The 11915-nt window shown below is 64.3% G+C and carries 15 protein-coding genes and 1 tRNA gene; 4 read left to right on the top strand and 12 right to left on the bottom strand.

The annotated features are described in order from the left end of the window. Positions 1-14 precede the first annotated feature (14 nt). The 7 genes from BMW87_RS04980 to lptF form a co-directional block, all read right to left on the bottom strand. Complete coding sequence (locus tag BMW87_RS04980; RefSeq protein ID WP_093054714.1) at positions 15-173, bottom strand: DUF3309 family protein; 159 nt, start codon at positions 171-173, stop codon at positions 15-17. A gap of 98 nt (positions 174-271) precedes the next feature. After that, complete coding sequence (locus tag BMW87_RS04975) at positions 272-727, bottom strand: DUF3592 domain-containing protein (RefSeq protein WP_093074607.1); 456 nt, start codon at positions 725-727, stop codon at positions 272-274. 22 nt (positions 728-749) lie between these two features. Continuing rightward, a complete protein-coding gene (locus tag BMW87_RS04970) occupies positions 750-1922 on the bottom strand; it encodes a pyridoxal phosphate-dependent aminotransferase (RefSeq protein WP_093074605.1) in 1173 nt (390 codons plus the stop codon). Continuing rightward, entirely contained in the window at positions 1919-2860 is a 942-nt protein-coding gene (locus BMW87_RS04965; RefSeq protein ID WP_007832298.1) for a CysB family HTH-type transcriptional regulator, read from the bottom strand. Before BMW87_RS04965 ends, BMW87_RS04970 begins: the two co-directional genes overlap by 4 nt. A 66-nt stretch (positions 2861-2926) precedes the next feature. Next, positions 2927-3286 carry a sirohydrochlorin chelatase gene (locus BMW87_RS04960; RefSeq protein WP_093074602.1) on the bottom strand — a complete coding sequence of 120 codons (360 nt, stop codon included), beginning with the start codon at positions 3284-3286 and terminating at the stop codon, positions 2927-2929. Then, positions 3283-4392 carry an LPS export ABC transporter permease LptG gene (gene lptG / locus BMW87_RS04955; protein WP_093054722.1) on the bottom strand — a complete coding sequence of 370 codons (1110 nt, stop codon included), beginning with the start codon at positions 4390-4392 and terminating at the stop codon, positions 3283-3285. The genes BMW87_RS04960 and lptG overlap by 4 nt, the downstream gene beginning before the upstream one ends. Next, the gene (gene lptF / locus BMW87_RS04950) at positions 4389-5510 is read right to left on the bottom strand and encodes an LPS export ABC transporter permease LptF (RefSeq protein ID WP_093054723.1); all 1122 of its coding nucleotides are present in this window, start codon (positions 5508-5510) and stop codon (positions 4389-4391) included. The genes lptG and lptF overlap by 4 nt, the downstream gene beginning before the upstream one ends. A gap of 21 nt (positions 5511-5531) precedes the next feature. Here lptF and BMW87_RS04945 point away from each other — a divergent pair, with 21 nt between their 5' ends. From BMW87_RS04945 to BMW87_RS04930, 4 genes are all read left to right on the top strand, one after another. Next, a complete protein-coding gene (locus tag BMW87_RS04945) occupies positions 5532-7049 on the top strand; it encodes a leucyl aminopeptidase (RefSeq protein WP_093074600.1) in 1518 nt (505 codons plus the stop codon). Beyond that, entirely contained in the window at positions 7046-7486 is a 441-nt protein-coding gene (locus BMW87_RS04940; protein WP_093074597.1) for a DNA polymerase III subunit chi, read from the top strand. The genes BMW87_RS04945 and BMW87_RS04940 overlap by 4 nt, the downstream gene beginning before the upstream one ends. A 1-nt stretch (position 7487) precedes the next feature. Beyond that, on the top strand, positions 7488-7883 hold the full coding sequence (locus BMW87_RS04935) for a hypothetical protein (RefSeq protein WP_093074594.1): 396 nt from the start codon (positions 7488-7490) through the stop codon (positions 7881-7883). Between the two features lie 136 nt (positions 7884-8019). Continuing rightward, positions 8020-9234: a branched-chain amino acid ABC transporter substrate-binding protein gene (locus BMW87_RS04930; protein ID WP_093054731.1), complete on the top strand. Its 1215-nt coding sequence runs from the start codon at positions 8020-8022 to the stop codon at positions 9232-9234. Positions 9235-9326: 92 nt separating this feature from the next. Here BMW87_RS04930 and BMW87_RS04925 read toward each other — a convergent pair whose 3' ends face one another. From BMW87_RS04925 to BMW87_RS04905, 5 genes are all read right to left on the bottom strand, one after another. Continuing rightward, a complete protein-coding gene (locus BMW87_RS04925) occupies positions 9327-9716 on the bottom strand; it encodes a response regulator (protein ID WP_093054733.1) in 390 nt (129 codons plus the stop codon). A 91-nt stretch (positions 9717-9807) separates the two neighbouring features. After that, positions 9808-10164: a hypothetical protein gene (locus tag BMW87_RS04920; protein ID WP_093054735.1), complete on the bottom strand. Its 357-nt coding sequence runs from the start codon at positions 10162-10164 to the stop codon at positions 9808-9810. Between the two features lie 206 nt (positions 10165-10370). Next, positions 10371-10461: transfer RNA gene (locus BMW87_RS04915), tRNA-Ser, on the bottom strand. A 25-nt stretch (positions 10462-10486) separates the two neighbouring features. Further along, positions 10487-11416 (bottom strand): SPFH domain-containing protein, encoded by a 930-nt coding sequence (locus BMW87_RS04910; protein WP_093054740.1) that lies wholly within the window; start codon positions 11414-11416, stop codon positions 10487-10489. A 33-nt stretch (positions 11417-11449) separates the two neighbouring features. After that, positions 11450-11875, bottom strand: a complete 426-nt coding sequence (locus BMW87_RS04905) for an NfeD family protein (protein WP_093054742.1) — start codon at positions 11873-11875, stop codon at positions 11450-11452. Positions 11876-11915 lie beyond the last annotated feature (40 nt).

The following is an 11915-nucleotide window of genomic DNA, read 5'->3' as shown; positions in this document are numbered from 1 at the left end:
CGGCGTGCCCGGGCCTATATGCGTCCCATGAGAACCAGGATCACGACGATCAGCACGACCAGGCCGACACCGCCGCTGGGACCATAGCCCCAGGCCCGGCTGTATCCCCAACTCGGCAGCGCGCCGATCAATATCAGGATCAGGACGATCAGCAGAATGAACGAGAGCGACATGTTTTCTCCAGGGCGGTTGTTGTGACGAGCTTTCATGCTCCCCCTGACATGTCGCGCGGATCGCCGGAGAGCCGCCCCTTCGGTGGTCGGTGAACGTCCTACCCTGGCCGTCGGCGCGTTGCCGGCGCCAGCGCAGGCAGGAACAGCATCGCCACCGCGACGAGCAGGAAAACGAGGCCAATGCCGCCGGTGATGACGGCGCCGCCCCACAGCGAGAAAAAGCCGTTCAGCATGGCGTCCTGCGGGTTGCGTGGATCGAAGAAGACGTCGACTTTCTCGCCGACGTCGTAGGCTGGCGGGTTGCTGCTGCTCGACGGCGTGAACTCGATGATCTCGCCGCCCGGCGCCTTGAAGCGCACCAGCGGCTTCCAGGTGCCCGAACTGTTGCTCTTCGAGCTTTCCACGTGAAGCAGCCGCAGGACTTCGCCCTGCGTGCGGCTGGCCGACGCGATGAAGGCTGACGTATGCTGGTACAGCAGCAGGGCAATGCCGCACAGCAGCGCGCCGACCACGCTGAAAACGAGCCTGATGATGGTGGTGGGCTGTTTCATCATCGACGTGCGGCTGCCGCAGGCGTCAGAGCCGCGCGAGGCGCTCCAGCGCGGCGAGCAGCGTCTCGTCCTTCTTGGCGAAGCAGAAGCGCACCACGCGCTGGTCGAAGCCGTCGCCGTAGAAAGCCGACAGCGGGATCGCCGCCACGCCGATCTCGCGCGTGAGCCACAAGCAGAACTCGGCTTCGGACAGGTCGCTCACCGCCGAGATGTCGACGCACTGGAAGTAGCTGCCTTCGCTGCGCAGCAGCTTGAAGCGGGTTTTTTCGGCCAGGCCCGCCGCGAACAAGTCGCGCTTGCGCTGATAGAAGGCCGGCAGTTCGAGGTACGGCGCCGGCTCGCCCATGTACTGCGCAAGCGCATGCTGCATCGGAGTGTTCACGGTGAACACGTTGAACTGGTGCACCTTGCGGAATTCGGCCATCAGCGGGGCCGGCGCGGCCACGTAGCCGACCTTCCAGCCGGTGACGTGGTACGTCTTGCCGAAGCTGCTGACGATGAAGCTGCGCGCTGCCAGGCCCGGGAAGCGGGCCACGCTTTCGTGGCGGGCGTTGTCGAACACCATGTGCTCGTAGACCTCGTCGCTGATCACGAACACGTCGGTGGGGGCGAGCAGTTCTTCGAGCTGCCGCATCTCGGCTTCGGTCCAGACCGTGGCGCTCGGGTTGTGCGGCGTGTTGATGATGATGGCGCGCGTGCGCGGCGTGAGCGCTGCGGCGATCTTGTCGAAGTCGGGGCGGAAGGTGCCCGGCGTGAGCGGTACGCGCACCACGCTGCCGCCGGCCAGCTCGATGTTGGGCACGTAGCTGTCGTAGCAGGGTTCCAGCACGATCACTTCGTCGCCCGGGCGCACGATGGCGAGGATGGCAGTGATGATGGCTTGCGTGGCGCCGGCGGTAACGGTGATTTCCGCGGCCGCGCTGTAGCTGTAGCCGTACATCGCCGAGATCTTGGCGGCGATGGCGTCGCGCAGCGCCGGGATGCCGGGCATCGGCGGGTACTGGTTGTGGCCCGCGGCCATGGCGGCCGTGACGTCTTCGAGCAGCTTCGGATCGCAGTGGAAATCCGGAAAGCCCTGGCCCAGGTTGACCGCGTTCTTCTCGGCGGCCAGCGCCGACATCACGGTGAAGATGGTGGTGCCGACGGCCGGCAGCTTGGTGACGATGTCGGGCGTGCGTGGGGATTGAACTGTGCTCATAGCTCGTAGTCTTGTTGGTGGCCGCTCAGGGCCTTGGCGATCAGGTTGCGGTCGAGGCGGTCGGACAGCAGCTCGGCGAACTTGAAGACGAAGTTGCGCAGATAGGCGCTACGCTTGAACGCGACACGCGCAATATTCTGGCCGAACACATGCCCCATCGGGCGCACCACGAGGTCGGCGTTCGACTCGTCGCGCACGGCCATTTCGGCCACGATGCCCACGCCCAGCCCGAGGCGCACGTAGGTCTTGATCACGTCGGAGTCGATGGCTTCGAGCGCGATGCGCGGCGTGAGCTTTTTCTGTGCGAACGCATGGTCGATGCGCGTGCGGCCGGTGAACGAGGGGTGGTAGGTGATGATCGGCTCGCTCGCCAGGTCTTCGAGCGAAATGCGCTCCTTGGCGGCCAGCGGATGGTCCTTGGGCAGCACCAGAACGTGCTGCCATTCGTAGCAGGGCAGGGTCACCAGCTCGGCGTAGCCGTCGAGTGATTCGGTGGCGATGCCGATCTCGGCGATCTCGTCGATCACCATGCGAGCCACCTGGTCGGGCGAGCCCTGGTGCAGGCTCACGTTGACCTTGGGATAGGCCTCGCGCAGGTTGGCCACAGGCACGGGCAGCACGTAGCGCGCCTGCGTATGGGTTGTGGCGATGGAGAGGGTGCCGCTGTCCTGCGCGCTGAACTGTTCGCCGATGCGCTTGAGATTGCCCACCTCGCGCATGATGAGTTCGATGCTGGCGATGACGTGCTGGCCCGGCTCGGTAACGCGTTTGAGCCGCTTGCCGTGGCGCGCGAAGATTTCAACGCCCAGTTCTTCCTCGAGCTCGATGATGGCCTTGGAGACACCGGGTTGCGAGGTGTGGAGCGCCTTGGCCGCCTCGGTGAGGTTCAGGTTGCGCCGCACGGCCTCCTGAACAAACTTGAACTGATGCAGATTCATATCAAATTCCGTCTTATTGCGGAATTCATTATGCCTTCGGAATCTATCGAAATTGCCGGATGTTCACTATTTGACCGCAATTCTGGCCAGGAGATCGACCAGTTCGGGCTCTTCGCCCACGATGCGGGCAAGTGAGAAGCCGATGTCGGGCCAGCGCTGGCGCAGCGCCTCGAGTTGGTGCGGCAGGTCTTCGCGGGCGTGCTTGCCCATGCCCAGGAACAGCGGAACCACGCGGATGGCGGTGGCGCCACTGGCAATCAGCGCCGCCGTCGCCGTGGGCAGGTCGGGCGTTGCCAGCTCCATGTAGGCGCAGGCCACGCGGGCATTCGGCTCGTTTTTGCACACGCGTTCGGCCACGGCCTCGATGGGCTCGCGCCAGCGATCGTCGCGCGAACCGTGCGCCAGTAAAACGATGCCCTGGGTCATCGTCGCAAGACCAGCCAGCTGAAGGCCGTCAACGACATCACCGAATAGATCATGCCTGGCGCCGCCGCCGTGAGCCATGGCGACCAGTTGCTGAGGTTGCCGAGATAGCCGAACACGTTGTTCAGCAGGAAGAAGCTGATGCCGATCATCACGCCGCCGAACACGTAGGTGGTGATACCGGCCTGGCGGAAGTGCAGGTAGGCGAAGGGCAGGGCGAGCACCACCATCACCAGGCACGAAAGCGGATAGAACACCTTGCGCCAGAACTCGATCTCGTAGCGCTGCGCGGTCTGGCCGTTGGCGTCGAGGTGGCGGATGTAGTCGAACAGGTCGATCGTGCTCATGCGGTCGGGGCGCAGGAGCGCGACCGAGACCATTTCGCTGGTCAGCGAGGTGGCCCAGTTCAGCTGCGGGGTCTTGGTCGTGGCGATGCGGGCCTGGTCGGCCGCGCCGCGCGTGTCGTACTTCTGCTCTTCCACGTCGGTGAGCATCCAGTGCCCGTCGCCGATGCGGGCAGAGCCTGCGGTGATCTGTGTGCTGATGTAGCCGTTGTCGTCGAATTCGAAGATGCGCGGGCTCTTCAGCGCGCCTTTGCGGTCGATGGACAGCACGTTCACCGCGTACGAGACATTGCCCCGTTTTTCCTTGAGCCAGGCGCCCGTGTTGCCCGCCAGCGAATAGATGCCCTGGTACTTGGCCTTGAGCAGTTGCCCCGTGCGCTCGGAGGCCGGGGCGACATAGTCGCCGACGGCGAAGGTCAGCACGACGAAGCCGACGCCCAGCAGCAGCAGGGTGCGCAGCGCGCGCCAGGGCCCCAGCCCGCTGGTGCGCAGAATGGTGTATTCGGAGCTTTGCGCCAGCCGGGCCATCACGAAGATGGAGCCGATCAGCACCGTGATCGGCAGCAGTTCGTAGAGGTGGCTCGGCACCAGCAGCATCACGTAGGCCAGCGCCTGTGCGGGCCCGTAGTTGAGGCTGTCCGGCTTGCCGATGGATTGCAGTTCGTCGACGAAGTCGAAGAAGAAAAAGAGGCTCAGGAAGCCGAGCGTCACGAACGCAACGGCCTTCAGCACCTCCACGTAGATCAGGCGTCTTATCGTTTTCACGTGGGTTCGATCTTGGGTGTGGGCAGCACGGCGGCGGACGGGCTTTGCTTTGATCGCCGGCCCCAATTGTTCTGGCGAACGCCGAGCCATGCCAGGTTGATCAGCAGCACGCCGCCATGCAACAGCAGCATGAAACTGCCCATGCTGTATTTGCCCGAGCTGATCCAGCTTTGGCCCAGGTTGAGCATGTTGTAGTACACGACGAACGCGAACAGCGCGAGAAGCAGGTTGCCGCTTCGGCCGACGCGCGGGTTGGCGCTGGATACATTCAGCGCCAGCAGCACGAAGTTGATGGCCGTCAGCAACATGCCGATGCGCCAGGCCAGTTCGCCGCGGCTGGGGTCGCTGGTGTCGGGCAGCAGGGACAGTGTGCTGCGCGCGCGCGGCGGTGTCGCGTCGTTGACCAGGCCGCTGTTGCCGCCTGCCCGGGTGCCGTAAGTCTTGAACTCGCTGATCTTCAGGCCAGTGTTGGTCATGGGCTGCTCGAGCCGCTGGCCGCTGTTGAGCAGCAGGTAGCGCGAATCGCCGATGTTCTCGATGCTGCCGCTGCGCGCCGAGGTCGTGATCTGCATGTTGCGCTCGATCGACCAGATGAAGACGTTGGTGGCCTTGGAGTTGTCCGGCGTCTCCTTGTCGATGAAGAACACGCGCACCCGGCCAGCGGATTCGCGGAACTCACCAGGCGCCACCCGCTCGATGTCGCTGCGCTGCTCGTACTGCTTGCGCATGCCGATGGTCTGCGAGTTGGCCCACGGCCAGCCCACCAGCGCCATCACCGCGATCAGGATCAGCACCGGCCAGGCGAAGCGGAAGAGTGGCTTGATGAAGTCGGTCAGGCCCCGCCCGCTGGAAAACCAGATCACCATCTCGCTGTCGCGGTACATGCGCGACAGGGTGCCGACGATGGCGATGAACAGGCTCAGGCTCAGGATGGTCGGCATGTAGCCGAGCACCGTGTAGGCCATCACCAGGAACACCTCCTGCGGGTTCACACTGCCCTTGGACGCGAGCCCGAGGGTACGGATGAGCATCATGGTCATCACGATGGTGACCAGTACCACGAGGGTCGCTCCGAAGCTGCGGGACAGCTCCTTGCGTAGGGAAGAATGGAATAACATCGTTCGAGGAAAAAAAGGATTATGGACTTTCAACTCAAGACCCTCACCGTCGCCCAGGCCGCAGCCGAGAAATCCGATGTCCTGATCGTGCTCGTCGGCAGCGCTCCTCTTACCTCCAAAGACCCGTTGTCGGTGCTCGCCGCCAGTGCCCGCAAGGCCGGCGACCTGCCCGACAAGGCCGGCAAGCTGCTGGGGCTTTACCGTCCGGAAGACGTCGTGGCGTCCCGCGTGGTGCTCGCCGCCATCGGCGACGGCAAGCCCGCCTCGGTTCGCAGCGGCGTGGTCGCGGCGGTCAATTCGGCCAAGGCCCAGGCCCCCAAGCGCGTGACCGTGGTGTTCGCCCAGCCTGCTGAGGGCGCGGCGGTGGCCAGCGCCGTCACGGCGGCGGCTGACGCCAGCTACGTCTACACCGCCACCAAGTCGAAGGCCGAACCCCGCAGCATCCGCCACCTGACCGTCGGCGTGGCCGATGCCGCCGCCGTCACCGGCGCCTTCGACGCCGCCCGTGCCACTGTCGCGGGCATCGAACTGGCCAAGGAGTGGGGCAACCGACCCGCCAACCATGCCACGCCCACGCTGCTGGCCGAGGCCGCCAAGGGGCTGGCCAAGCTGCCGAACATCAAGTGCGAGGTGCTGGGGCCGAAGGAAGTCGAAAAGCTCGGCATGGGCTCCTTTGCCGCCGTGGCGCAGGGCTCGGCGGAGCCGCTGCGCTTCATCGTGCTGCGCTACCACGGGGCGCCCAAGGACCAGGCGCCCGTAGTGCTGGTCGGCAAGGGCATCACCTTCGACACCGGCGGCGTCTCGCTCAAGCCCGCTGCCGAAATGGACGAGATGAAGTTCGACATGTGCGGCGCGGCCAGCGTGCTTGGTACCTTCCGCGCGCTCGGCGATATCCAGCCCGCCATCAACGTCGTCGGCCTCATTCCTTCGTGCGAGAACATGAACGACGGCCGCGCGGTGAAGCCGGGCGACGTGGTGACCAGCATGAGCGGCCAGACCATCGAGGTGCTCAACACCGACGCAGAAGGCCGGCTCATCCTGTGCGACGCGCTGACCTATGCCAAGCGCTTCGAGCCGGCGGCAGTGATCGACATCGCCACGCTGACGGGCGCCTGCGTGGTGGCCCTGGGCGGCGTGCGCAGCGGCCTGTTCTCGACCAACGAAGCATTGGCCGCGGCGCTCGAAGCCGCTGGCGAGACCTCGCAGGACCGCTGCTGGCGCCTGCCGCTCGACGACGACTACGCGGAAGGCCTCAAGAGCAACTTCGCCGACGTGGCCAACATCGCCGGCCGCGCGGGTGGCGCCATCACTGCCGCCAAGTTCCTGCAGCGCTTCGCGGGCGACTTCGCCTGGGCGCATCTGGATATCGCGGGCACTGCGTGGAAGAGCGGAGCGGCAAAGGGTTCGACCGGTCGACCGGTGGGCTTGCTGGTGTCGTACCTGACGAGTCGCGCGGCCAGCGGCGACGCCAAGACCGGCAAGGCCAAGAAAACCAAGACCCCTGGAGTTCCGGCCAAAGAGGCCCGGGCCACGAAGTGACGGAAATCGGCTTTCACTACAACGCGCGTGACAAGCTGAACTACGCCTGCCGGCTGGTTCGCAAGGCCGTGAACGCGCGCGGCCTGCGCGTGGTAGTCGTGGGCGATGCGCAGGCGCTCGACGCGGTGGATGCGGCACTCTGGCAGCTGTCGCCGGTGGACTTCGTCGCGCACTGCCGAGGCGATGCGCCGGCTCATGTGGTCGCGCGTTCGCCCGTCGTGCTGTCGGCCCAGGGCGCTGATGCGGCCTCGCTGCCGCACCGCGAAATGCTGGTGAATCTGGGCCTCGAAGTGCCTGCGGGCTTCGAGCGCTATGAACGCATGATCGACATCGTGAGCAACGAGGACAACGACCGCCAGGTCGGTCGTTCGCGCTGGCGCCACTATGCCGATCGTGGCTACACCATCCAGCCGCACGACTTCGCAAAGAGTCCCTGACATGGCCAGCACACTGCGCACGCCGCCCCGGTTCGTTCCCACGCTGACCACGGTGCTCGAGATCCCGGAGGAGCCCGCGGTCCCCGAGCCGCAGGCCGCACCGACGCCCCAGCCCGACCCGGCGAGTGCCATGGCATTGCCGCCGGCCGCGCAGCTTTCGCAGGCGGAAATCGTCAGCCTCGAAGAGCAGTTGCTGCACCGCGTTCTGCAGCGCGTCGACCTGTCTCTGGAAGAGCGTTTGAGCGACACCGTGTCAGCTGCCGTTCAGCATCAACTCGATGCGATGGTGCCGCGATTGCGCAATGAAATCGAAGCCGTTTTGCGCGCGTTGGTGATCGAGGCCATGGCCGCCGAACTCAGCGAAAACACAGGGTCTACGCCAGCTTCCGGAGCCTGAATCCTCGGCTAAACTGCGCCGCAGGTCGGAAGGGCGTGAGGGTGCCGCTGGTCCGCGGCGCGAAACTTGCGAGGTCAGCGCGCCCGGATCACACGACCGGTTTTTTATTCTTTTCATCCAAGTTCTGGAGGTTCTCATGCAATTGAAATGGACTGCGGTCGCACTGGCTGCAATCACGCTCGTGGCTTGCGGCAAGAAGGAAGAAGCTGCTGCTCCCGCTGCAGCGCCCGCGCCAACGGCTGCGGCCCCGGCTGCACCTGCACCCGCACCTGCCGGAGAAACCCTGGTCGTCAAGATCGGTCACGTGGGACCGACCAGCGGTGCCATCGCCCACCTCGGCAAGGACAACGAGTTCGGTGCCAAGATGGCCATCGAAGACCTGAATGCAAAGGGCCTCAAGATCGGCGACAAGGTTGCCAAGTTCGAACTGATCGCCGAAGACGACGCAGGCGATCCGAAGCAGGGCACGGCTGTGGCCCAGAAGCTCGTGGACGAAAAGGTCAACGGCGTGGTCGGTCACCTGAACTCGGGCACCACCATCCCCGCCTCGAAGCTCTACAGCGACGCCGGCATTCCACAGATCTCGCCTTCGGCCACCAACCCGAAGTACACGCGTCAAGGCTTCAAGACCACGTTCCGCGTGGTGGCTGACGACACGCAACTCGGCGGCACGCTGGGCAAGTACGCAGTCGAAACGCTCAAGGGCAAGAACATTGCCGTGATCGACGACCGTACCGCCTACGGCCAAGGCGTTGCCGAAGAGTTCGAGAAGTCGGCCAAGGCCGCTGGCGCCACCATCGTGGGCCACGAGTTCACCACCGACAAGTCGACCGACTTCAACGCCATCCTGACCAAGCTGAAGGCCTCCAAGCCCGACGTGCTGTTCTTCGGCGGCATGGACGCCGTTGGCGGCCCGATGCTCAAGCAGGTCAAGCAACTCGGCCTGAACGTCAAGTTCATGGGCGGCGACGGCCTGTGCACCAGCGAACTGCCGAAGCTGGCTGGCGATGCCATCGGCGAAGAGATGGTTGTTTGCGCCGAAGCCGGCGGTGTGGACGGCGACTTCAAGCAGCCGCTGGAAGACTTCAAGGCCAAGTTCAAGACCAAGAACGGCGTCGAAGTGCAGATCTATGCACCGTACGTGTACGACGCGGTCAACGTGCTGGCCGAAGCCATGGTGAAGGCCGGTTCGTCCGACCCCGCCAAGTACCTGCCTGAAGTTGGCAAGGTGCAATACAAGGGCGTGACCGGCCCGATCGCCTTCGACGAAAAGGGCGACATCAAGAACGGTGCCCTGACGCTGTACACCTACAAGGGTGGTGCACGCACGCAGATCGCCGTGGTGCGCTGATTCATTTCGGCAAACCTGCGGTTATCCGCAAAAGAGAAAAGGGCCTTCGGGCCCTTTTTTCATGGCCGCTTCGAAGGCGACTTATTCAGAGTTCAGAGCGGAGCAAGGCCCGATGGGCGGTTGGCATTGCAGTACTCGATGAAGGCATCGAGGTCGCGTGACTTGTCGAACACCGCATCGGCGCCGAGCGCCGTGCAGCGCGCCCGGATATCCGCCGTCACGTAGTTGCTGAGCACGACCACTCGCTGGCTGGGTTTGCGGGTCTTGCAGCCGCCCAGCACGCCGAGGCCGGAGCCTTCCTTCAGGAACAGGTCGACGATCAGGAGCTGCCAGTCATCAGGATGCGCCGCGAGCCATGCAAGGGCTTCCGTTTCGGTTTCGGCGAAGCCGACCACGCGGCCGTTGACCAAGTCCTCGAGTGCCGGGACCAGGTTATCCCTGATGGTCTTGTTGTCCTCGACGAGGAACGTGATGAGGGCCATGCCGTGGTTTCGCTTTGAGAACCAATAGCGTAGCGTGCCTGACGCTGATGCAGCGTAGGAGAAAGGATACGGACGGCGTATTGCGCGCCGGTCAGTCGGAGCTTTCGGCGCGGATCTTTGCCTTGAGCTTCTCGGCCAGAGCCTGGCTTTCGTCGCGCTCAGCCGTGACCTCGAGACGCTTCTCGATTTCCTCGCTCAGCGCGGCATTGACCTCGGCCAGCTTTTCGGCGGATTTAGCCAGCTTCTCTTCCAGCTGGCTGGTGTGTTCGATGGCCTGTGCCACCTCGCCAACCTGCACTTCTTCGGGCAGTTCCTGTTCGAGCACCGTGTTCACCACGGCGAGGTTGTCCGACGCCCGTTGCACGTCGGCAGCCACCTGCTCGCTCTTTTCGAGGGTGCGGTCCAGCGGTGTCTTGCCACGCGGCTGGGTTTTCGGTTGTCCGGCCATCGAGGCTCCTTTGTGGGCTGAAATGAAAACCTTTGGATGGTACTGCCAGAAGAAAGTGTCTGAGTTCGGGGGGCAAGTTGTTGCAAAGCAACGCACTGCCTTTCAAGTCTGGTTGGGCCAGACGACAAAAAAGCCCAAGTGCTTGTGGCAACTTGGGCTTCTTGCTTTGTCTTCATGTTCGTGAACGGTTACGAACAATCAATCTCTGGCGGAGCAGGCGGGATTCGAACCCGCGGAGGGCTATTAACCCTCACACGCTTTCCAGGCGTGCGACTTAAACCGCTCATCCACCGCTCCTGAGCCCATGATTGTAGCAGTCAGTTCAGGTCGGATTCGACGGCTTGCCTGCCTGGACCATGCGCATCGCTGACGCGATGAGCGCGGCGGTCTCGCTCATGTTGCTCGGCACGATCAGCGTGGTCTTGGAGTCGGCCGCGACCTTGCCGTAGGCGTCGACAGCGCGCTCGGCCACCTTCAGCTGCACGGCCTGTTCGCCGCCCGGCTGGCGGATGGCGGCTGCCACGCGTTCGATGGCATCCGCCGTTGCGGTGGCGACCGCGGTAATGGCGGCGGCTTCACCCTGGGCGTTGTTGATCTGCGCCTGCTTCTCGCCTTCAGAGCGGGCGATGAAGGCCTCGCGTTCGCCAGTGGCGATGTTGATCTGCTCCTGGCGGCGGCCTTCGGAGGCCGCGATCAGCGCGCGCTTGCCGCGCTCGGCCGTGATCTGCGCCTGCATGGCCAGCAGGATTTCCTTCGGCGGCGTCAGGTCCTTGATTTCATAGCGCAGCACCTTTACGCCCCAGTTGAGCGCGGCCTCGTCGATGGCAGCGACCACCTGGGCGTTGATGACGTCGCGTTCCTCGAAGGTCTTGTCGAGCTCCAGCTTGCCGATCACGCTGCGCAGCGAGGTCTGTGCGAGTTGCGTCACGGCCACGATGTAGTTCGACGAGCCGTAGCTCGCGCGCATCGGATCGGTCACCTGGAAGTACAGGATGCCGTCAACCTGCAGCTGCGTGTTGTCGCGCGTGATGCAGATCTGGCTCGGCACGTCGAGCGGGATTTCCTTCAGGCTGTGCTTGTAGGCCACCCGGTCGATGAACGGAATCAGGAAGTTGGGGCCGGGCGTCATGGTGCCGTGGTACTTGCCGAGGCGCTCGCGCACCCAGGCGTTCTGCTGCGGCACGAACTTCACCGACTGGCTGATGAAGATGATCGCGATGACCAGGATGATGAGTGGGACCGAAAATTCCATGGTGCGCTTCCTTTTCTGAGTTCTACGTATTGACTAAACCTTGTCGACGACCAGCCGGCTGCCGATGACTTCGACCACGCGGTGCTCGCCGGTCGACGGCGTGCGGCCTGCGCGCTGGACCACCGTCCATTGCGCACCCCGGTAGCGCACGGTTGCCGTGCCGTCGGCATTCCAGGCGTCGACGTGAACGGTCTCGCCGATGTCGAGGTTCACGTCGCGGTTGGTTCCGGTGGGCGGGGCAGGGGGGCGCTTGCGCTGGATCGAGTACCAGGTCAGCACGGCGCCCACGCCGATGACCGAGGCCACGATCAGTTGGGTGACGGTGCCGAAGCCCAGGTGCGCTGCAATTGCCGCGGCCGCGAAACCGGCGGCCAGCAGCAGAAGATATACGGTGCCCGAGAGCAACTCGACCACGATGGCTACCCCCGCAATCAGCCACCAGACGGTGGAATTCGCCATGTCGACTCCTCTTTTCCTTATTCGATGCGCGCCATTCTGA

Source organism: Variovorax sp. OV084 (genome assembly GCF_900111625.1).
Lineage (GTDB): Bacteria > Pseudomonadota > Gammaproteobacteria > Burkholderiales > Burkholderiaceae_C > Variovorax.
This window is presented reverse-complemented; position numbering and strand designations above follow the sequence as displayed.